21 protein-coding genes and 1 riboswitch are annotated in these 19,738 nt (G+C 52.9%); of the genes, 11 read left to right on the top strand and 10 right to left on the bottom strand.

From position 1 onward, the window contains the following. Positions 1-154: 154 nt before the first annotated feature. Entirely contained in the window at positions 155-892 is a 738-nt protein-coding gene (locus V6R85_RS19110; RefSeq protein WP_336377134.1) for a hypothetical protein, read from the top strand. 138 nt (positions 893-1,030) lie between these two features. Beyond that, entirely contained in the window at positions 1,031-1,315 is a 285-nt protein-coding gene (locus V6R85_RS19105; protein WP_336377133.1) for a DUF3892 domain-containing protein, read from the top strand. 110 nt (positions 1,316-1,425) lie between these two features. On the opposite strand, the gene V6R85_RS19100 is transcribed toward V6R85_RS19105, so the two are convergent. Beyond that, complete coding sequence (locus tag V6R85_RS19100; protein WP_336377132.1) at positions 1,426-2,856, bottom strand: hypothetical protein; 1,431 nt, start codon at positions 2,854-2,856, stop codon at positions 1,426-1,428. 1,309 nt (positions 2,857-4,165) lie between these two features. Here V6R85_RS19100 and V6R85_RS19095 point away from each other — a divergent pair. Further along, a complete protein-coding gene (locus V6R85_RS19095) occupies positions 4,166-4,732 on the top strand; it encodes a recombinase family protein (protein WP_336377131.1) in 567 nt (188 codons plus the stop codon). Between the two features lie 92 nt (positions 4,733-4,824). On the opposite strand, the gene V6R85_RS19090 is transcribed toward V6R85_RS19095, so the two are convergent. Beyond that, on the bottom strand, positions 4,825-5,706 hold the full coding sequence (locus tag V6R85_RS19090) for a hypothetical protein (protein ID WP_336377130.1): 882 nt from the start codon (positions 5,704-5,706) through the stop codon (positions 4,825-4,827). Then, positions 5,703-6,443, bottom strand: a complete 741-nt coding sequence (locus V6R85_RS19085) for an SHOCT domain-containing protein (protein WP_336377129.1) — start codon at positions 6,441-6,443, stop codon at positions 5,703-5,705. Before V6R85_RS19085 ends, V6R85_RS19090 begins: the two co-directional genes overlap by 4 nt. Before the next feature lie 205 nt (positions 6,444-6,648). Between V6R85_RS19085 and V6R85_RS19080 the strand changes: the two genes are divergently transcribed. Next, positions 6,649-6,924, top strand: a complete 276-nt coding sequence (locus V6R85_RS19080; protein ID WP_336377128.1) for a hypothetical protein — start codon at positions 6,649-6,651, stop codon at positions 6,922-6,924. 57 nt (positions 6,925-6,981) lie between these two features. On the opposite strand, the gene V6R85_RS19075 is transcribed toward V6R85_RS19080, so the two are convergent. The 5 genes from V6R85_RS19075 to V6R85_RS19055 form a co-directional block, all read right to left on the bottom strand. Beyond that, the gene (locus V6R85_RS19075) at positions 6,982-7,629 is read right to left on the bottom strand and encodes a hypothetical protein (protein ID WP_336377127.1); all 648 of its coding nucleotides are present in this window, start codon (positions 7,627-7,629) and stop codon (positions 6,982-6,984) included. 2 nt (positions 7,630-7,631) lie between these two features. Next, on the bottom strand, positions 7,632-8,678 hold the full coding sequence (locus V6R85_RS19070; RefSeq protein ID WP_336377126.1) for a hypothetical protein: 1,047 nt from the start codon (positions 8,676-8,678) through the stop codon (positions 7,632-7,634). Between the two features lie 41 nt (positions 8,679-8,719). Beyond that, entirely contained in the window at positions 8,720-8,896 is a 177-nt protein-coding gene (locus V6R85_RS19065; RefSeq protein WP_162687861.1) for a hypothetical protein, read from the bottom strand. Between the two features lie 672 nt (positions 8,897-9,568). Then, on the bottom strand, positions 9,569-9,748 hold the full coding sequence (locus tag V6R85_RS19060) for a hypothetical protein (RefSeq protein ID WP_112978669.1): 180 nt from the start codon (positions 9,746-9,748) through the stop codon (positions 9,569-9,571). A 92-nt stretch (positions 9,749-9,840) separates the two neighbouring features. Next, on the bottom strand, positions 9,841-11,157 hold the full coding sequence (locus V6R85_RS19055) for a DUF6538 domain-containing protein (RefSeq protein WP_112978670.1): 1,317 nt from the start codon (positions 11,155-11,157) through the stop codon (positions 9,841-9,843). Positions 11,158-11,475: 318 nt separating this feature from the next. Continuing rightward, a riboswitch (TPP riboswitch) is annotated at positions 11,476-11,576 on the top strand. Between the two features lie 126 nt (positions 11,577-11,702). On the opposite strand from V6R85_RS19055, the gene V6R85_RS19050 reads away from it, so the two are divergent. From V6R85_RS19050 to thiD, 5 genes are read left to right on the top strand one after another with little or no spacing between them, the layout of a single operon-like run. Continuing rightward, the gene (locus V6R85_RS19050) at positions 11,703-12,488 is read left to right on the top strand and encodes an ABC transporter permease (protein WP_080866819.1); all 786 of its coding nucleotides are present in this window, start codon (positions 11,703-11,705) and stop codon (positions 12,486-12,488) included. Continuing rightward, on the top strand, positions 12,485-13,435 hold the full coding sequence (locus tag V6R85_RS19045; protein ID WP_162724171.1) for an ABC transporter substrate-binding protein: 951 nt from the start codon (positions 12,485-12,487) through the stop codon (positions 13,433-13,435). The genes V6R85_RS19050 and V6R85_RS19045 overlap by 4 nt, the downstream gene beginning before the upstream one ends. Beyond that, positions 13,432-14,172 (top strand): hydroxyethylthiazole kinase, encoded by a 741-nt coding sequence (locus tag V6R85_RS19040; protein WP_080864898.1) that lies wholly within the window; start codon positions 13,432-13,434, stop codon positions 14,170-14,172. Before V6R85_RS19045 ends, V6R85_RS19040 begins: the two co-directional genes overlap by 4 nt. After that, on the top strand, positions 14,159-14,821 hold the full coding sequence (gene thiE, locus V6R85_RS19035; protein ID WP_003506409.1) for a thiamine phosphate synthase: 663 nt from the start codon (positions 14,159-14,161) through the stop codon (positions 14,819-14,821). Before V6R85_RS19040 ends, thiE begins: the two co-directional genes overlap by 14 nt. Next, a complete protein-coding gene (gene thiD, locus V6R85_RS19030) occupies positions 14,818-15,615 on the top strand; it encodes a bifunctional hydroxymethylpyrimidine kinase/phosphomethylpyrimidine kinase (protein WP_112958620.1) in 798 nt (265 codons plus the stop codon). Before thiE ends, thiD begins: the two co-directional genes overlap by 4 nt. Positions 15,616-15,839: 224 nt before the next feature. On the opposite strand, the gene V6R85_RS19025 is transcribed toward thiD, so the two are convergent. Beyond that, entirely contained in the window at positions 15,840-16,298 is a 459-nt protein-coding gene (locus V6R85_RS19025; RefSeq protein WP_003500727.1) for an Lrp/AsnC family transcriptional regulator, read from the bottom strand. 126 nt (positions 16,299-16,424) lie between these two features. On the opposite strand from V6R85_RS19025, the gene alr reads away from it, so the two are divergent. Next, on the top strand, positions 16,425-17,591 hold the full coding sequence (gene alr / locus V6R85_RS19020) for an alanine racemase (protein ID WP_111817955.1): 1,167 nt from the start codon (positions 16,425-16,427) through the stop codon (positions 17,589-17,591). A 7-nt stretch (positions 17,592-17,598) separates the two neighbouring features. Beyond that, entirely contained in the window at positions 17,599-18,855 is a 1,257-nt protein-coding gene (locus tag V6R85_RS19015; RefSeq protein WP_112958619.1) for a D-amino acid dehydrogenase, read from the top strand. Between the two features lie 52 nt (positions 18,856-18,907). Here the strand turns inward: V6R85_RS19015 and V6R85_RS19010 are convergent, their stop codons facing one another. After that, positions 18,908-19,618 (bottom strand): GntR family transcriptional regulator, encoded by a 711-nt coding sequence (locus V6R85_RS19010; RefSeq protein WP_112958652.1) that lies wholly within the window; start codon positions 19,616-19,618, stop codon positions 18,908-18,910. Positions 19,619-19,738 lie beyond the last annotated feature (120 nt).

Below are 19,738 nucleotides of genomic sequence, written 5' to 3'. Positions count from 1 at the left end.
ACGGTTCGAGCCGAGAACACCGCAATTGTGCCGATAATGGCAGATGATTTGAGCCGGGAAAACATGCCGGGATTTAGGCGTAATTGCCCTCTCTATTATTTCTTGCGAATCGGCTCGCAAAACGGGCTGCATCTCGAAATCACAGGGATTAGATATGAACCACAGCTTTGTGCCGGGTACGCCGGGTGTTTATGATGCTGCTGAACTCAAAGAGTTTGTTGCAGCACTCCCGACCGAGGAAGAACAGCACCATTCGATGATTTCGTTGCTCAATCTGCGAAATCTCAGTTCCTACGTAAACGACTACGCATCTGCTGTTGGGCTTCACCGACACGTCCAAGACCTGCGAGAGAGCGTCCTACGTGCAGAAGAACCTAACACGCTCGTTTTCAACAACCATATGCATCTCTTGAAGAATTGGGACGAAATGGCAGGCAGAGAAGCCGCTATGACGCTCTTTCATGTCGGGAAAGCCCTGATGCAGATCAAGGCGAACATGCGGTTCACCCAAACCATCAAGGCGGACTCCGATGCGGACAGCCTTCGAAAAGCTTCGGGCGAACTGGAGCGGGCATTTCCAAACTACAATATTGCTCGCCATGCCGCTGGTCATAGGGCTGAAGCAGTGGGTTCGCTGGAACAGGTCAAATTGCACGCGGTCGATATCGAGGGCGGGCAACAGTTCATAATCGGAAACGTTCAAGGAGATGATTATCTCTCTACGTTCGAAAAGAAGCTGCTCAAAGCGCCGCTCACTGAAGAAGCCCGCCAGAAACTGAATGACGTGGTGGCACTGATCTATTCGGCGTTTCCGAAGCTTGTTCATATGTTGCCACCGCTCAATTACGGGGTTCCGGCACCGGATAGTGGTGAAGCTTCACCCATGACCTGATAAAAAGAAGCAGGGAGTGCGGCGTGAGTATGTGAACGTGTCCCTATAATTATCAATCCACAAGAAGTTGTATATTTTAGTTTTGTCTAACTTTTCGATATGCCATATTTCTCCTGCTATAGTTAACGGAGGATTTCCATGGCAGGTAGATTCAGAATCCGGTGCATAAAGAAGCAGCCTAGAAATGACATCTATAACCGCATAACTCACGTGGGAGGCGTGGGACAGACTCAATGGACATTGACTACCGAAGAAGTGATTTCTCGCATCGAGAAGCGGACTGAGGCATTCTATGTGGAACAGCCGACCGGCGACCAAGTGGATGTCATTGTTTCGGTCAGTCGTTTCGGCAACAAATATCTGAAAACAACGGCAGACGGTGACGAACCGAACAATCTGCTGAATTTGCCGGAATGCCCATAAGCCCCATTCGAAAGGCTATGAGCGCAAAAAATTTCTGGATGACCCGATAAAAATAAGCAGGAAGTGCAGCAGGGGGTGTTGGGGTGACTCGCACCCCCTCGTTTCACGAATTATGGTTGCGCGACCTGTTCAGCGGCAGCGGCTTTCTTTCGAGCGCGTTGAATGGCTTTGCGCTGAGTAAAATATTCACGGCGCTCTTCAACCGTCATGTCTTTCTGCTTAGTACGAGTGCGAATGATTGGGTCCAATGCTCTGACCTCCATTCTCGTGGATGGCTTGGTGACGCCGAACAGCTTGCGCAGATGATTGGCAGTTCGTAGATCAAGCACGATGAACACAAGCTCTTCCGGCTCGCTTCCATGGTCTCTTACCGAGCTGCGGGTAAGCATCTGAAAGACCATCTCACAACTTTGGGCGATGTGTAGTTCCTGCGGAGAAACACCAGCAACGGCGTTCCAGATACGTTCATCCAATTTCGAAGGATTGAGCGGAGCAAGATGAAGGCAGACATGTCGATCCATGAATGCATTCAAGCCTACTGGATTGGGTGGCACCATCCCTGAATTGTTGAGGGACCAAGTGAAATTGGACTTCGCTGAAAGCGTCACGAGATGATCAACAGCGCCATATTCGGCAAGAAATACACCAGCCGTCGCATCCACGAACTTCTGATACCCAACCTTCTCCAAGCCCGACATCGAAACGTCCTGGTCCAGTATATGGCGAAAGGTGATTTTCGCTGCCTTATGGCTGAAGTCGTCGTATCGTTCACCCTTGATCGACGGATGCAGCACGAAATTTACGAGGTCTTTCCATGCGTGATAAAGCTTCGATTGGAAGAAGTTGGCACCCATAAATGTGGTGGTCTTGTTGTGGCGCAATGCTGATGGCTGGAGCCAAGCATAGATGTTCAATATGCCGTCTTCTTCGTCATTGTTCTCTTCAATATTGGCAACGAAGTTCTGATATTCAGACTTTGAGACGAGAACCAGATAGTCCTCGCTGCTGATCCTCCTTGCAATTTCGCGCAGATGCGGCAAAGCCTGAAAGGATGAATCGTGAGACATGCCGTTCTCAACGATGTCTTCGACGGCTTCTGTAAGAACAAGCTCGATAAAGCCTTCGTACTGGCTTGCTCTGGATTTCTTGATGATGGAGACGACAAATTCGCGAGCGGTCTTCACTTTCTCTTTCAGAACAAATTTCTCAACTGGCGAGAAGAATTCATCAATGAAAAGGTGATGACCAGCGGTCTCTTCAAGTGCGAGCTTTGCTACGTTGTGATTGATAATGGCAATGCTGTCTCGCTTTTCTTCGCAGTGCTTTACAAGCGATTGAGTGCAGTTCCCATGTCCAGTTTCTTGCGAAATGACTTTGGATTTAACGCCGATTGCCGCAAGATCGTTATGCTGCTCGAAGGACAAAAGGTTTGTCGGTGTGGCGATAATGGCTGGTTCGTTCAGCGTCTTTAGATATCGATGTAGACTGTGAGTTTTTCCGGCACCGGGTAGTGCATCAACGTAATAGATTGTTTGTTTCATTTTCCTTTCCTGAATGATTTGTTTCGACAATAAAAAGGGATATCGCGACCGGTTCAAAGCGCGATATCCCCTCAAAATTTCATTCAAGAATTGGACTGCGTAAACCGTTTGAAATGACCCTTGGAAAAGAAGCCATTGAACCGGTTTCCGTTTTCCATCTGTATTTAGACAGCGACGAAGCTGGAATATTGCTATTTCATTGCTTTATTTCATGTGGTTAGAAAATTTATTCTACGATTTTGTGCAAAATGAAAATTTATTGCACCATGGAAGACAAGATTGAAACATCCACCACTCAAGTACCGGCTGGGCGTCACCAACCACCACTCAAGTACCGGAAAGGTAAAGGAGCGGCACCAATATTAGACGAACGGAAATCAATTATCTTGGGAAGGAAAGATCATATTCTATGATTTCAACCACCTGTTCCACGCGAAGCGGCGAGCCGTAGGCGAGCGTCTATGCTTGGTAGGAAAACTTCTGATTCCTAGCATTTCATATAAAAGAAAGATTATTCAAAAACATATTCGATGGACGCCGTGGGCGGACATGATCGTGTAGCGATCTATCCAAGTTTGGTAGGAAATGATTGTATTTGTTGAAGTAATAGTCTTTCCTCATGAAATCCAATGAAACCCAGCCAATTATAATATTCGATCTAGTAACCCGCTTCGCGGCATGTCCGCCTACGGCGTCCATCACATATGTCTTTTGAAATGATTGAATCTGATGAGGTAATAATCTTTCCTTCCAGTTTACAAGAAATCTAATGTTTCCTTATTGAATAGAAAGTTCTCCTACCAAACTTGGATGGATCGCTACGCGATCATGTCCGCATACGGCGTCCATCGAATATGTGTTTTGAAGTGGTTTTAATAAGCTGGATATAACATATTCCCACCAATAACCATCAGTTCGATATGTCCACAATCCTCTTAAGTTTCTAAGAAGGATATGGACAATTCATTGCGAAGCAATGACGCCCTTGAGTGGTAGATGTGGACATCAATGCTGTCTTTCCGAAAACCAGTACCTCACATCATTCATTTTAAAATGCCCCGTGAAACGCCTGTTTAACAAGGGGTTTTTGGAGGCGATTTTCGCTATTTCAAGCAAGGGGTGCTATGACGACCCCCCGCCGGAAAATAAAAACGCTCTCAGTTTAAGGAAATGGACAAAAGCCCTTATTTCTCAGGGCTTGTAGCGTCTCAAAATGTAAACTCAGTGAGACGTATTTGATTGCAGTCATTGACGTGTCTCTTTTCATGTCTTAAAAGTTATTCCAATAATATCTTAGGAGTTTTAAGACGTGGCGCTCATAGGCTATGCACGAGTTTCATCAGTTGGGCAGTCATTAGAAGTTCAGCGAGACAGACTGCTGAATGCCGGGGTGGAGCCTGATCATCTATTCGAAGAGAAGAAGTCTGGATTGGACAAGGAGAGACCAAAGCTGAAAGAAGCCCTGCGATTTGCGCGAAAGGGTGACACGTTCTTGGTTTCCCGTATCGACCGTTTGGCGAGGTCCACTTCCGATCTTTATCGTATCGTTGGCGCTCTTCAGAAAAAAGGCGTCAGCTTCAAATGTCTCGATCAGGAGGAGATCGACACAACGTCAAAATATGGAAAACTGATGTTTGGCATTCTTGCGTCGATTGCTGAATTTGAGACTGATCTTCGCAAGGAACGCCAGATGGACGGAATTGCGGGTGCGAAGAGCAAGGGCGTTAAGTTTGGGCGGAAGGTGCAGTTGACACCAAGCGTTCTCGAAACAGTTCATAAAATGAAAACAGACGGCGCTCTGATCCGCGAAATTATGGAAGCGACCACATTGAGCAAAGCGACCGTATACAGGGCTTTGGCAGTTCCCCGAAGCTGATCAACTTAATTGAACAGTATGGATAAATTATTCAACAATAGTGGAAGATGGCGGAAAAGTGTGGGCGTTGGCGGCGCGGGCTGGATTTGTGGTCAAAAGAGGCTACCGGAGTCACCTTTTCGTGTCTTGTACCTCTGCACCAGCGGAGCAACCACTTGGTTGAACGCTGCTCCAGACAGTTCGATGCTCCGATCACTCATCATGGTACGTGCCATGTCCAAGAGAGCGTGCAAGTCTTCAGGTTTTGCCAAGTCGAAGTCGTTCATTTGCAACAGGGACTCGACGATGTTTTCCAAGGCTCTTGTCGCGTGAAGTTCATCAATGGTGCGAGAACGTGAAAAATTCACCGCCGGTTGCTTGGATGTCAAAAGACTGATTTGTGCTTGGAGAGCTTTCAATTGTTCGATAATGAATTGCTCTGAACTAACCGTTTTGGTGTCGATACCAGCCAATTTGAATTTCCCAAAATGTCCGAGAAATGGAGAATAAGCCTCGTCCTTTTCTTTTTTTGCGATACTTGCTTTGATCGCGGAACCTACCTTTTTCTTAAAATCGCGCACATCGTCAAAACGCAAATCTGCTCGATAGTTGATATGCTCAATGGGCGACGTGTCGAAGCTGTAATCTGTCTGATCGTCTTTGATGACGATTGTTGGCTTATCAAAAGCCAGACGCAGCCCAAGCTCGAACATGACGTTCGCGTTCTTACCACTGACATCACAAACCACTATTGGATCGTCGTATAGGTTTTGGACAATCCGTGCGTGGATTACGCCAATGTCTTCACTCTCGCTGACGAGCCGGGGCGAATAGCCAGCTTCTTCGATTGCTTCATCAAGGATGATACGCACCCGGTCCCAATGGGACTTCTCGTACTTTCCCATAGCGGCAATGGGCATGATGATCCCGCAGAAGGGCAAAGTTTCCTCTTGAGCGGTTTCTCCGGTCGTCGGCTTTTGTGGTTTCGAGTTCATTGGAAATGCCTGCTCAATATCTTCGACTTAATTTCCTGAAACTCGGCATCGGCGATTGCACCGGAATCCAGGAGGGCTTTGGCGCGATTGATTTCGGCTACAACCGTGTCAGTTGGGGTGACATCAATCGTCTGCCCTAAGACCAAAGCTGGTGCTTGGGCTTGTGGCTGTTGGGCGGCTTGCGGAAATCCATGGAAGTTGATCCCTCCAGAAGCGGCGCGCTTTTCTTCCAAGGTGCGAACGCGACGCTTCTCTTCCCATGCGTGTTCTTGTGCCTGCGAATACGTATAGAGCTTCGCAGCGGCTTCAGGATCAACGCCAGAGACGCTCATTACGCCACCGGGAGGATTGATGAACGAGAATGAGAGGGACGCACCAAATAGGTTTGGCATAATGTTCTCGTCCATTTTCGCGTCCTGCAAGTCCTTCCACTGCCGGTCCATCATCTGATAGCCGCCAAGGATTTTGCGCTGAACGAAAATAATCCGGCTGTTTGTGACGAAGATGGCAAGCCGCCGCTGGAAGAGCGACATTACGCGGTTCTCGATGACGTAGCCTACGACCTCTTCACCAGACATCAGCATGTTGATGACCTTGGCTTGAACTTTCTCGCGTCGCTTCTTGCCGCCTATAAAGACAAACATCAGATACAGAATGAGAAGAGGAGTCCCGACGAGCGACATAGTCAAAACGGTGGCGAGGAAGAGGAAGAAAATAATATTGAAAATACCGCGCATTTTTTATCCGAGAGATAAGGGGTGTCTTGATACTGCTGATGAAGCACGTTTAAGTTTAAGCTAATTCATTTTTCGCGTGATTTGTAAAGTCTCTGGGGGATCGATGGACATAGGGTTGATATTCAGGGCAGGCGAGCCGCTTGACCGTAAACACTATGCGGTGGGAACTGCGCTCGTTTTAATAGTCTCTTTCGCGATATGGAGCATGTTCCATACCGTTCTTCCCCGTCTTCCCTTGATTCTGTTTCTTCCGATACTGGCGGTCCCGGTAGCATTTCTCTTCCTGTTCAGGCTACGGCGTATCGTTGACATTGGATTTTCAAGCTGGACAACGGCTGGCTTTACGATGGTCGCTTATGCAGCCTTGGCGATTTTTGTGGGCAACGTTTTTCCGCCTTTGAAATTTCCCACGGCGATTGTTTTCGAACTGGCGCTGCTGCTGGTGCCAACCGGAGCCAATATTCGAACTACTCGTCACTGATAGTCATTGATTTCTCAAATCTCTCCGCGAGAGCTACGATATTCGTGAACTGCTCAGTTATTGAGTGTTCAAGGTCGCTGCCCTTCTTTCGTCCGCCTCACTTTTGAATACGGAGATAAAATGTCCTCCGTTATCATACCCCTCTGTAATGCTCTGACGTCGCTCTTCATTGAGGCAAAAAATCGCATGCTCTATCGATTCGAACCAAGCTTGAATTTCGTCCCCAAACACAAATCTCGCTCTTACACTCAACTCCACCATTTCCGAATAAGCTTTCCCAAAATGAGTGCTTTTGTGACGTTCGCCCAAGGAAATGAAATCAGAGTATAATTTGTATCGCTCCTGAAAAAGGCTCAATCGGTAGGTCTTCTTCGCGGTCTCTTCTGCCAACGTGTGTTGTTGCTGAAGCAAGTCCGATTGTTCGTTGATTGTTTTCAACTGCGCATCAACAACCTTTTGGTTCTCTACGAATTGATCGCGAGTTTCCGTCAATTCCTGTCTTTGTGTGAGGACAGCCGCGACAAGCCAAATGAATGCAAGCGGTGAGAAAACGCCAGCAATAAAATCACCAACTTCATTAAGGGAGTTATTGGTTGGGTAGATTAAAATTCGATCTAGCCCCAACCAACCGACGAAGACGAATACGTAGGCAACGGTTGCAATGCCTGCAACAAAAAGCCAGTTTACATTCTTCAAGTTCGGCATCTTCACTTCACCAAATTAAGCCGATGAATGTCGAAGAATTTTTTACACGTCGCACCATACTGGAAATGAATTCCTTGATCAGCCTGCATACTCCACTGTCCCATATATAAATCGGTGATCTTGGATTTTAGAGAACCTTCGACTTCTTCAGGTATTCCGAGAGCGGTTGCATAGACATCAGGGGTACTAGTGATTTCGTGCGCGAATAGATCGGTCTTTTCGGGCTGCGAATTGAGCAAATCCATGTTTTGGGCAGCAAATCCAAATCCCATGAACACTATTTGCTCGGCTTCCCGGATGGCTTCGCGCATCTTCGCCACAATTTCCGGATCGCGAACGCTTTCTGACCACGTAATTAGGTTGCCAGCCATTGCTGGAAACGCGTCTGCGGTCCCGAAGGGAAATAGTTCCAAATCTCCAAGCCATCCATACGGATGTATAATATTGATGTTGCTTACTATTTCTCTAGCCGCTTTTGGCGTCAGGTCTTCAAAGCTGCGGGCTAGAGCATGTTCGAAATAGTGTTCGATGCATCGATCATAATTGAAGCAGATGATTGTGACGTTCTGCCCAATCTTGTTCACTTCATCTGCCCGAATCCCGTTGATCAAAGCTTTAGTGAAGCTCCAAATCCAAGTCTCATCTAGGGATGGGGGATAGTCTACAAAACCACGAGCCAATGTGGAATTTTTCTCAGCCAATGATATAGCGTAGGCGATTTGAAGCTTTCCTACCTCGGATATTATCGGATTGCCCGAGTAGCGGTAGATGTATTCATCGATGCTGTCAGCGCTATCTATCCCGCGCTTAATTTGCTCACATGCTTTCAAACGAAGTAGGAACTGTTGTAGACCGTCCTCCGTCTCTCTCCCGAAGACCCTGTCGTAATGGCGGAAAATCGCTGTTGGTCCGTCTTTCAATTGACGCCACATATCAAGTTCAAAATGGCAATTGTCTTTAATCGTTTTCAGCAACTGCCACCCAACCGGCAAACCAAACTCGGCGCTCGCCCCGGCACCGATGACGAAAACAGTATTATCCTTAAACATTGTTGCGCAGCCCGCTTGATTTGTAATCTACCCATTGCGGACTAAATCATGCGTTGAGTTTGGCTTGCAATGCTATTTTTGCGGGGAAAGTCGCGCTTTTCGAGATATGCCCAGATTACTCCCAATGCAGTTAGCGCGATGATGGACGCAAGCACAACTGACAGCACCCCGTGGGCGGAAATCTCCAATCCCAGGAATTTTATGGTAATCTTGGGCATTGGGCGCACCTTTACATTAAAAAACAAATGAAGGTGCTGCTTGCTGCTTCGCATAATGATAGCCGGGAGAGATTCGTCAATGATATTGTTGCGACATTATCCCCAACACAACATCTAGTAATTCTTCTTGGGGAAAACGGGGATGCGTATTGACGCTTATTTCCTGTAAGCCGCCAGCCCCATAGCCATGATTGCAAGAAGAAAGATGAGGACAACTGCTACGAGACCGGACGCACTGGCTTCGAAGAACAGGAATTTCACTGATATTTGCTGATCCACGGGGGCGCACCTTTCCATTAAAAAAACGAAACTGGTGCTGCTTGCTGCTTCGCAGTGTGGAGATGAAAGGTTGTTGCGTCAACTAAAGACGTGAACAAACTATGAATATGCCGCCACTTCCACAGGATGGCTCGATTACTAAGTCATTTTCCATCAAGCCGCTTCTCTATCTCAGCCAGTTTTTTTCAAGTCGCGCTTGGTCAGCTTCAGCATCCTTGCGTAAGGCTCTTGGCTTCTTTCAGCGTAGCTTCGAACTCAGCAAATCGTCTGTGGTCCATGGTCGTCGTTCCCCTATGTATTGACAGGGGTATTCATATTTTGGAGCGTTTTGACGTGAGAACGGGATAAGTGCGATTTTTTCTTCTGGGTCTTCGTTTGTCATATTCCACTCCTTCAGTAGTCGATGATTAGATTGAGTTCGTCTTGAACCCGTTTTTTTGCCTTGGCGTGGCTGATCGCCACTTCTCCAAAACCATGAGCTTTAGCATTGGCAATTACCCAATCTATCGTCTCAAATAATTCCTTTCGCAGCCTCTCGTTGTTCGCGAGTTTATCGATTGTATATTTTTGCAAGTCTCATATCCCGTGACAGGGATATGCCGATATTCATAATATAAATTCATTTCACTTCTCAGCATATCGTTCTGATAATATTGGTTTTTCGTTTAATTTTTTCGTGCGTATGCCCATGCGGCTTCCAATGCTGCCTTCTGGTTTTCAAGAGAATACCCCTCCCCGTAATATCCCGCGTGACCTTTGACGGAATGCCCCATGATGGCGCTTTTCAAACCAAGATCGCAGCCTGATCGTTTCAACAAATCATCAAGCCGATGGCGGTAAGAATAGTGACCCTTGCCGGGAACAAGTTTTCTGAAAAACTCCGACATTGATGCGTTCATCCGCGTCGGTCCCTGCCCATCGTGGAACGCAGGGAAGCCATTAGGGAAGCGTTTCATGATTTCCAGCGCGTCAGCGGTAAGAACAATGTCTCTATGCCTAACGCCGCCTTTTTTAACCTTCTTGCGCAGAGAATTAGGGCGGACACTTATGAATTGAATCGGACCGTCAAGATGGATGTCTTCTGGTGCCATCCAAATAAGCTCACGCACCCCGCAGCCTGTCATTTCGCCAAGGATCGCGATGGCTTTGCATTCCTCTTTCATCGAAGATTTTTTCAGCGCGGCTCTGGCAATTTTGACTTCCGCTTCAGTGAACGGCTTCCGTTTCGCAGCATCTTCAAGGTTGATGGATTTGAAGTTCCCAAAAACGTTTTCCCGTTCTGGATAGTGGGAGGAAATTACGACATCCAAGATGATCCGAAGCCACATCAATTTCTTATTGGCTTCATCGCTCTTGAATTCCCCTTCTTCGCACGCAGCAATTAGCTTCGTCCGATACTCCGCGACATGGCGTTTCTCTATTTTTAGAACATCTGTGTGCGTGGGCATCCGCTTCAAGAAGTCTTCGGTCGCCTGCTCAAACCTACGCCACTTCCGCCTCTTCTCAACTTCGTTCAAGCCAAAGACTTTCTCAGGCGACAACTCTTGAAATAGTTTGAATGCTTTGTCCCACAGCAAGGGTGGAGTCTCCAGCGCCCCGGCAATCGCAACGGTCTCAACTGGATTCAGCGTGGACTTGAGCGCCTTAACACTTTCTCTGGCTTCGTAGGCTTGGAGCAACTGCGACACGTTGAGATTGCTCAAGTCTGAGTGAGGAAAATATTCAACATTGAGCTTTTTTGCCTTCAACTTTATCTCGCTGTAATCAATGCGAACGTCATCCGGCACAATATCGTTGTCCATGGGGACGGCATATTTTACCTGCTCAACGGGCAATCGCCTCCGTGCAGTCGCCTCATCCTTCGTCCTCAAAGACCGCCAAATCTGGCGATGTTTCGTCAACGGCTTTAGCCGTTTCGGAACATTCATGACGAAGTAGTAGTAGCCGTTTTCACGCCTCATAAGATTGGGATGAACACCCATGAACAAATCTCCCTAACAAATCCTGACCTCAACCTCTCAAATATTGATGATGCTGGATATTAGTATAAATTGACATCATTAGTCAATATATCGGATTTTATTTCTGTTTTTCCACGTTTTTTTGTTTTCAAAACGAATCATTAGTTCTTGTTTGTTTTGAAAACAAATAGAATATTCCGCCAATTATAATAATTCATCTGAAAATACTTTTAGAGAAAATATTAGCAATTCTATTAGCAATTTGCCGCTGAAACAGCGCAGAACGGAACATCTGAAGCCCGAATATTGACATGGGTTTTGAATTCTCATACGAAATCAGTCTCTTCCGAGGGGTGTGCTACGGCACTGAGATGGCTTCACGCCGAACCCTTGTACCTGATCCGGGTCATGCCGGCGTAGGAACGGAACTGTCGCGCCCGAGGGGCGCTGCCCTTTCTCTTCTCCGCTTTGCCCTGATCTCCGTGATTGTCACATCTGGAGACGAATGATGATGCTGAAACGTTCCGCCCTTCGCACATGGTGCGTTTGCGTCTGAGGTCCGGCCCATGCGTGCCACCCATGCGCTGAACGGTGTCGGTCTTCTGCTGGTTTTCTGGCAGGCGGGGACGTGGCTATTTTCGCCACCCCGCTATATCCTGCCATCGCCCGCCGATGTTGCCGGCGCTTTCCTGCGCCAGCCCGGCTTCCTGCTCGGACAGGCTCTGGTAACCTTCAGCGAAATGGCGCTCGGGCTTGCGGCGGGAATCACCGCCGGCATTCTCGTCGCCTTCACCATTGCCGCCATCCCGCGCCTCGGCCGCCTCGTCTGGCCCATGGTTCTGGTGTTGCAGGCCTTTCCGGTGTTCGTGCTCGCCCCCATTCTCGTCCTCTGGTTCGGTTTCGGCATGGCCTCGAAAGTGGTCATGACGGCGATCATCATCTTCTTTCCGGTCGCGTCCTCCTTCACTGACGGCCTCAACCGCACGGAGCGCGCCATCCTCGACGCCGCTTCGCTGACAAAGGCGAGCCACTGGCAGGTCCTCACCCGGTTGCGTGTGCCGCTGGCGCTCCCGTCGCTGATCTCGGGCCTGAGGGTGGCAGCGCCGCTCGCTCCGCTGGGCGCCGTCATCGGCGAATGGGTGGGCGCATCCGCAGGGCTCGGATTTGTGATGATCCAGTCCAATGCCCGGATGCAGACCGACACCATGTTCGCCGCCATGGCCATTCTCGCGGTCATGGCGGTGCTGCTGCGGCTTATCGTCGATCTCTCGACAGCCCATCTCGCCCCCTGGGCCAAAGAAACAGAACACACCACTCCTTTCAGATATTTGCGGAGACTTTCGGCACCATGAAACGAACTCTTCTTTCCCTCGTCGTCGCGGCTGCAAGCGTGCTTGCGCCCATGCAATCCCAGGCGGCCGACAAGCTCACCGTTTTGCTCGAATGGTTCGTGAATCCGGATCACGCGCCGATGGTGATTGCAAAAGAACGCGACCTGTTTGCCGATGCCGGGCTGGAGGTGGAACTGGTTCCGCCCGCAGACCCCTCCGCCGTGCCGCGTCTCGTCTCGGCAAAACAGGCCGATATTGGCGTGCATTACCAGCCGAACCTCTATCTCGACCACGACGCCGGCCTGCCACTCGTGCGTTTCGGCACGCTGGTCGAAACGCCCCTCAATACCGTCACCGTTCTCGCCGATGGGCCGATCAAGAGCCTGAAGGATCTGAAGGGCAAAAAGGTCGGCTTTTCCGTATCCGGCTTCGAAGATGCCATGCTGAAGCGCATGCTGGAAAAGGACGGGCTGACGAAGGATGATGTCGAACTCATCAACGTCAATTTTTCGCTCTCGCCGTCGCTGATCGCTGGCAAGGTGGATGCCACGCTTGGCGGTTTCCGCAATTTCGAGCTGACGCAGATGAAGCTCGAGGGACATGAGGGCCGCTCCTTCTTTCCCGAGGAACATGGCGTTCCGGCCTATGACGAGCTGATCTTCGTCACCCATCGCGATCTCGTAAAGGACAGCCGCCTGCCGCGTTTCCTCTCCGCCGTGGAACAGGCCGCGATCTTCATCACCAACCACCCGCAGGAATCCTGGCAGCTTTTCATCAAGGCCTATCCGAACCTTGATGACGCGCTGAACAAGCAGGCCTTCTTCGACACGCTGCCGCGTTTCGCCAAGCGCCCGGCCGCACTCGACCGCACCCGCTATGCACGTTTCGGCGCTTTCATGCAGGAGATGCAGCTGATCAAGCAGGCGCCGGCGGCGGGCGACATCGCCGTGGAGCTGCAACAGCCATGACGACGACTTATCCGACAGCGGCAAAGGCCGCCGAAATTCTGGAGCGCGTGCGGCAGACGCGCCCGCGCGTGCATTGCCTGATGAACACCGTGGTGCAGAAATTCACCGCAGACGGCATCACCGTCGTCGGTGGAATTCCTTCCATGACCACCTCGCTCGAGGAAATCGAGAGCTTCGTGGCCAAGGCGGATGCACTGACCGTTAATCTCGGCACACTGGATGCCGAACGGCGCAAGGTCATCCGGCTTGCGATAGAGATCGCCAATGCCTCCGGCAAGCCGTGGATCGTCGACCCCGTGCATTGCGATTATTCACCGTCGCGACTGGAGTTCGCGCGCGAACTCATCGCACTTTCCCCGACCATCGTGCGCGGTAATCACGCCGAAATGAGCCTGATCGGCGATGTGCCTGATGTAGTGAGGATCGAGACAGGGCCTGTGGATCACCTCAGCGACACGACCCGCAGCGTCAGGATCGTCAACGGCCATCCGTGGATGGCGAAGGTGACTGGCACGGGTTGCCTCTCGGGCGGCGTCATCGCCGCCTTCATGGCAGTGGAAAAAGACGCACTGACGGCGGCGGCCTCTGCCCTTGCCGTGACAGGCGTTTCCGCCGAACTCGCCGCCAGACGCGCCGGAGGCCCCGGCACATTCGAACCGGCATTTCTGGATGCGCTTTCCGAAATTTCCGGTGAGGACATCATCAATCACGCGAGGATCGAGCATGAACAAGGTTGATTACCGCCTCAACGCGCTGGTCGACGCAAGCCTTAGCGATGTCGCACCGCTGCCGGAGCTTGCTCTCGCCGCCGCACTCAACGGCGCGACCATTCTGCAATATCGCGACAAGCACGGCTCTACGCGGGAAATGATCGAAAACGCCCGCGCCATTCATGAGGCCATCGCCGGCACCGGCGTGCCGCTTGTCATCAACGACCGTGTGGATGTGGCGCTCGCTTCTGGCGCGGACGGGGTGCATCTCGGCGCCGACGACATGGATGCAAAGACCGCAAGGCGCATTCTCGGTGAAAAGGCGATCATCGGCCTTACCGTCAAGAACCGTGCCGATGCCGAACGGGCAGCTTCCATGCCCGTCGACTATGCCTGCATTGGCGGCGTGTTCGAAACCGTTTCCAAGGTCAATCCGGACAAGCCCGTTGGCATCGACGGTTTTGCGACGCTACGCGCCCTTTTGAGGGAATGGCGACCTGATATGCCGGTGGGCGCCATCGCCGGCATCGATCTTGCGCGTGTACCGTCCGTCATCAAGGCGGGTGCGGATGGTGTCGCGGTCATTTCCGCCATTTTTCGTGCGGCCGATATTGCCAGTGCGGCCAAGGACTTCCGCTCCGCAATTGACGCCACGCTGAAAGCGAGACAACCATGACATCAATTGCATTGACCATTGCCGGCTCCGACAGCGGCGGCGGCGCGGGCATCCAGGCTGATATCAAGACCTTTTCAGCGCTTGGCGCCTATGCGGCCAGCGTCATCACCGCCATCACCGCCCAGAACACCAGAGGCGTGACCGCGGTGGAGGATATTTCCGTCGCCACCATCGTCGCACAGATGGAGGCGGTATTCTCCGATCTTGCCGTCAATGCGGTGAAAATCGGCATGGTATCGCGGATCGAAACCATCGCCGCCATCGCCGAACGGCTTCGGCAGCAATCACAGCCGGTGGTGCTGGATCCGGTCATGGTGGCGACGTCAGGCGACCGTTTGCTGCATGAAGATGCCATCGAGACATTGCGGCGCGAGCTTTTGCCGCTCGCCGCCATCGTCACGCCGAACCTGCCGGAAGCGGCGTTGCTGACCGGCACGCCGATGGCCACCATGGAGAAGGAGATCACCCGTCAGGCTGAGGCGATCCTGAAAGCGGGTGCAAAAGCCGTGCTCATCAAGGGCGGCCATGGTGAGGGGCCGCAGAGTACGGATTATCTGTTTGCGGACGGCGCCATGCAGGCGCTTTCCGTGGCACGGGTGGAGACGAAGAATGACCACGGGACGGGGTGCACGCTGGCGGCGGCGATCACGGCTTATCTTGCCAGGGGTTGTGAGTTGCGGGAAGCGGTGGGGCTTGCGAAGGAGTATCTGAGCGGGGCGCTCGATGCCGGGCGGGGGCTTGCCGTTGGACATGGGCGGGGGCCGGTGCATCATTTTTATCGGTGGTGGAGTTAGTGCAGAGTGCGGGGCTTACCCCCCTCTGTCCTGCCGGACATCTCCCCCTCAAGGGGGGAGATCGACAAGTGGCTGTGGCCCACCATACAATTAGAAACGTATCGCGCGTTGCAAGAATAGCGTGGGAATGAAACAGAACCCCTACCCGATCTCCCCCCTTGAGGGGGAGATGTCCGGCAGGACAGAGGGGGGTGGCCGCATATTCTGCCGCTTTTAAAATGCAACTACCGCGCCTTCGGCGTCGCCAGCACATTCCGGATCGCAAAACTCGAATGAATGCGCGAAACCCCCGGCAGTTTCGACAGAATTTCCTTGTGAATACGCTCGAAATCCCCCGCACTTTCCGCCTCGCAGCGCAGAAAATAATCCGAGCCGCCCGTCATCAGATAACATTCGCGGATTTCCGGATATCGCCGCACTGCGTTTTCGAAACGGTTGAGAAAATCCTCCGTTTGCCGATCCAGCGTGATCTGCACGATGACCGAAATCACCTCGCCGCCGGCAAGACCGCTGGTCAGTGCCGTGTACCCGCGAATAATCCCTTCCCGCTCGAGAATATCGACCCGGCGAAGGCAGGCGGATGCCGAAAGTCCGACCTCTGCAGCAAGCTTGGCATTGCTGATGCGGGCATTGAGCCGAAGCAGACGGATGATATGGCGGTCGGTCGCATCGAGGGACGACATAGAAGATTCCAATTAGCAAAAGAAAATTGCGTGATTACGAACTCTATCGCATTTCCTTCGAACAATCGCCAAGAAATTCGATAATCGTTGCAATACCCTCATGAGATAAAAATGAGGGTGAACGACATGGATATGCAGATCAGCCGCCAGCAGGCAGCCGGTGGTGCAAGCGGTCATCTGACCATCGACCTCGGCGCATTGCGCGACAATTATCTGACCCTCGCGGCGATGGCGCCAGCATCGCAGACGGCGGCCGTCATCAAGGCCGATGCCTATGGCCTGGGTGCGGATATCGTCTCGCAGACCCTGTTCGAGGCCGGTTGCCGCAATTTCTTCGTCGCCCATATCGATGAAGCGCTGGCGCTCAGGCTCCGACTTTCGGCAGAAGTGCGGATTTTCGTCCTCAATGGTCTTCAGCCTGGCAATGAGACCTCCTGCGCGGCCATGGCCATTACCCCGGTTCTGAACTCACTGGAGCAGATCGCTCAATGGTCAGGCCATGCCAAGAAGCTTGGCAAAAGGCTTGCCGCCGCGGTGCAGATCGATACCGGCATGTGCCGTCTCGGCCTTTCCCCCGAAGAGCTTGAAGTCCTCGCCTCGCAGCCGCAATTGCTTGATGGTATCGACATCGCCTTCATCATGAGCCACCTCGCCTGCGCCGACGAACCGAACCATGCCTCCAATGCCGCTCAGCTTTCGGTGATGCGCAAAGCTGCCATTGCTTTCCCTGATGTACCGGTCTGTTTTTCCAACTCCGGCGGCATCTTTCTGGGCAATGATTACCACAATCATCTCCTGCGCCCCGGCATCGCGCTTTATGGCGGCGCCCCCTCTGTTGCCCGCCCCAACCCGATGAAGCCGGTCGTTCGTCTTGACCTCGCCGTCATCCAGACCCGCACTGTTCCAGCCGGTTCGCTGGTCGGTTACGGCGGATCTTTCGAGGCAGCCGGTCCGACGCGCCTTGCGACAATCGCGGCCGGTTACGCTGATGGCCTGCCGCGTTCGCTCAGCAATCGCGGCGCGGCGTGGTATAACGGCGTGCGCCTGCCGATTGCGGGCCGCGTTTCGATGGACAGCATTATTCTCGACATATCCGCCCTGCCCGAAGACGCATTGACGCAAGGCAGTCTCGTGCAGATGATCGGGCCAGACCAGACGCTGGAAGACATTGCCGACGATGCGGGCACGATCGCCTATGAGATCCTGACAGGCCTCGGACGCCGTTATCGCCGCAGTTACATTCAGCCGGGTGAAACCCCGGCCATTGCTTCAACATCAGTCAATCACAAGTGAGACGATCATGAACGTCACTATCCTCGGAGCCGGCGTCGTCGGCGTGACATCCGCCTGGTATCTGGCCAAAGCCGGACACAAGGTGACGGTGATCGACCGCCAGCCGGCCGCAGCACTGGAAACCAGCTTCGCCAACGCCGGCGAGGTTTCCCCCGGTTATTCCTCGCCATGGGCGGCACCCGGCATTCCGATGAAGGCGATGAAATGGCTGTTCATGAAACACGCGCCGCTGATCATCCGCCCGACGGCCGACCCGGCCGCCTGGCGCTGGATGAGCCAGATGCTGCGCAACTGCACCTCGGCGCGTTATGCGATCAACAAGAGCCGCATGGTGCGCATCGCCGAATATAGCCGCGATTGCCTGATGGCCCTGCGTGAAGAGACCGGCATCGAATATGACCAGCGCATGCAGGGCACGCTCGAAGTATTCCGCACCCAGAAGCAGTTCGACGCCATCGGCAAGGATGTCGACGTGCTGACGGCAGGCGGCGTGCCTTTCGAAATTCTCGACCGCGACGGCTGCGCCGCCATCGAACCCGGCCTCGCGCCGGCGAAGGAGAAGATCGTGGGCGGCCTGCGCCTGCCGGGCGACGAGACCGGCGATTGCTTCATGTTTACCACCGAACTTGCCCGCATGGCCGAAGAAGCCGGCGTTACCTTCCTTTACGATACCGGCATCATGCGCCCCATCGTTGAAGCGGGACGTGTCAAGGCGGTGGAAACCACCCGGGGACTGGTGGAGGCTGACATTTTCGTCGCCGCACTCGGCAGCTATTCTCCGCAATTCCTGCGCCAGCTTGGCCTTACTCTGCCGGTTTACCCGGTGAAGGGGTATTCCATCACGGTTCCGATCGTGAAGGAGGAGCGCGCGCCCGTCTCCACGGTCATGGACGAGACCTTCAAGGTGGCGATCACGCGGCTCGGCTCACGCATCCGCGCCGGCGGCATGGCTGAAATCGCCGGCTTCAGCAAGGATTTGCCGGCCGCGCGGCAGGAAACACTGGCTCATTCGGTGGAAGACCTGTTCGGCGGGGCTGGTGACCAGACCCAGGCGAAATTCTGGTGCGGCCTGCGCCCGATGACGCCGGATGGTACGCCTGTCATCGGCGCTACCCGATACAGCAATCTTTATCTCAATACCGGCCACGGCACGCTCGGCTGGACCATGTCCTGCGGCTCCGCACGGGTGCTTGCCGATCTCATCAGCGGGAACAAGCCCGAGATAGATACGCACGATCTGGCGATCAGCCGTTACGCCGCCTGACACGCGATTAATCCGCGCATCCCCGCCCCTCTAGACGGGGATGGGCGGTCAATCAGAGCGCCAGCGCATCCTTCAGTGCCAGACCTTCCATCATGCGCAGGTCAAGGTCGGCCTCGATGTGGTCGAGATGCTGCAACATCAGCGCACGAGCCTTTGCCGCATCCTTTACCTCCAGCGCATCCAAGAGATCGGCATGATCATTGTGCCCGCAGCTCGAGACACCCGAGCGGCCATAAAGCGCGATCACCAGCGACGAGCGGGCGACCAGTTCGTCCATGAATTTTTCCAGAATGGCATTGCCGGCAAGCGAGGCCAGCATTAGGTGGAAATCGCCCGATGCCTTGATTTCCGCGCGTCTGGCGCTCGGGCCACGTTCATGCTGGTGGCGGCTTTCCTGCACCAGATGCTCCCTTAGCCGTGCCACAGCCGCAGGCGTGATTTTTTCGATTGCCGCATCCACGACGCCGGGTTCGATCAGCCGGCGCGAGGCGAAAACCTGTCGCGCTTCGTCCGGCGTCGGATTGGAGACGAAGGCCCCCCGGTTGCGTTCCGCCTTCACCAGCCCTTCGTAAGCCAGCATCTGCAATGCCGCGCGCACCACCGTGCGGCTGACATCGAACAGCGTTCCCACTTCCGATTCCGACAGCTTCGTGCCCGGCGCAAGCCGGCGGTCGACAATGGCGTCACGCAGCGTATCGCGAATGGCCTGGGCACGGTCTTCATGCGAGGTGTCGGAATTGACGGTTATCTGGGAAAGGCTCATCGGGGCGTCCTGTTTGTTCTTGAGTTCTAGCGCGAAGTGCGGCGCACGCAAACAGGAATTGCGGGCAGCCGCCGGTCCGCCACAATTCATTCAGCGCCCGTTCAGCAGCCGAGCTGTATT

It is taken from the genome of Agrobacterium sp. CCNWLW32 (genome assembly GCF_037083425.1).
Taxonomy (GTDB): Bacteria; Pseudomonadota; Alphaproteobacteria; order Rhizobiales; family Rhizobiaceae; genus Agrobacterium; species Agrobacterium radiobacter.
Note: the sequence above shows the minus strand (reverse complement) of the source record. Positions and strands in the feature narration are given on the sequence as shown.

Bases quoted from the DNA above. Each gene is read 5' to 3' on its own strand.
- V6R85_RS19055 (WP_112978670.1), bottom strand. From the start codon at position 11,157: ATGGGTGTTCATCCCAATCTTATGAGGCGTGAAAACGGCTACTACTAC.
- thiE (WP_003506409.1), top strand. From the start codon at position 14,159: ATGAACAAGGTTGATTACCGCCTCAACGCGCTGGTCGACGCAAGCCTT.
- alr (WP_111817955.1), top strand. From the start codon at position 16,425: ATGGATATGCAGATCAGCCGCCAGCAGGCAGCCGGTGGTGCAAGCGGT.
- V6R85_RS19040 (WP_080864898.1), top strand. From the start codon at position 13,432: ATGACGACGACTTATCCGACAGCGGCAAAGGCCGCCGAAATTCTGGAG.
- V6R85_RS19090 (WP_336377130.1), bottom strand. From the start codon at position 5,706: ATGAACTCGAAACCACAAAAGCCGACGACCGGAGAAACCGCTCAAGAG.
- V6R85_RS19075 (WP_336377127.1), bottom strand. From the start codon at position 7,629: ATGCCGAACTTGAAGAATGTAAACTGGCTTTTTGTTGCAGGCATTGCA.
- V6R85_RS19110 (WP_336377134.1), top strand. From the start codon at position 155: ATGAACCACAGCTTTGTGCCGGGTACGCCGGGTGTTTATGATGCTGCT.
- V6R85_RS19105 (WP_336377133.1), top strand. From the start codon at position 1,031: ATGGCAGGTAGATTCAGAATCCGGTGCATAAAGAAGCAGCCTAGAAAT.
- V6R85_RS19010 (WP_112958652.1), bottom strand. From the start codon at position 19,618: ATGAGCCTTTCCCAGATAACCGTCAATTCCGACACCTCGCATGAAGAC.
- V6R85_RS19050 (WP_080866819.1), top strand. From the start codon at position 11,703: ATGCGTGCCACCCATGCGCTGAACGGTGTCGGTCTTCTGCTGGTTTTC.
- V6R85_RS19080 (WP_336377128.1), top strand. From the start codon at position 6,649: ATGTTCCATACCGTTCTTCCCCGTCTTCCCTTGATTCTGTTTCTTCCG.
- V6R85_RS19025 (WP_003500727.1), bottom strand. From the start codon at position 16,298: ATGTCGTCCCTCGATGCGACCGACCGCCATATCATCCGTCTGCTTCGG.
- V6R85_RS19065 (WP_162687861.1), bottom strand. From the start codon at position 8,896: ATGCCCAAGATTACCATAAAATTCCTGGGATTGGAGATTTCCGCCCAC.
- V6R85_RS19045 (WP_162724171.1), top strand. From the start codon at position 12,485: ATGAAACGAACTCTTCTTTCCCTCGTCGTCGCGGCTGCAAGCGTGCTT.
- V6R85_RS19015 (WP_112958619.1), top strand. From the start codon at position 17,599: ATGAACGTCACTATCCTCGGAGCCGGCGTCGTCGGCGTGACATCCGCC.
- thiD (WP_112958620.1), top strand. From the start codon at position 14,818: ATGACATCAATTGCATTGACCATTGCCGGCTCCGACAGCGGCGGCGGC.
- V6R85_RS19085 (WP_336377129.1), bottom strand. From the start codon at position 6,443: ATGCGCGGTATTTTCAATATTATTTTCTTCCTCTTCCTCGCCACCGTT.
- V6R85_RS19070 (WP_336377126.1), bottom strand. From the start codon at position 8,678: ATGTTTAAGGATAATACTGTTTTCGTCATCGGTGCCGGGGCGAGCGCC.
- V6R85_RS19100 (WP_336377132.1), bottom strand. From the start codon at position 2,856: ATGAAACAAACAATCTATTACGTTGATGCACTACCCGGTGCCGGAAAA.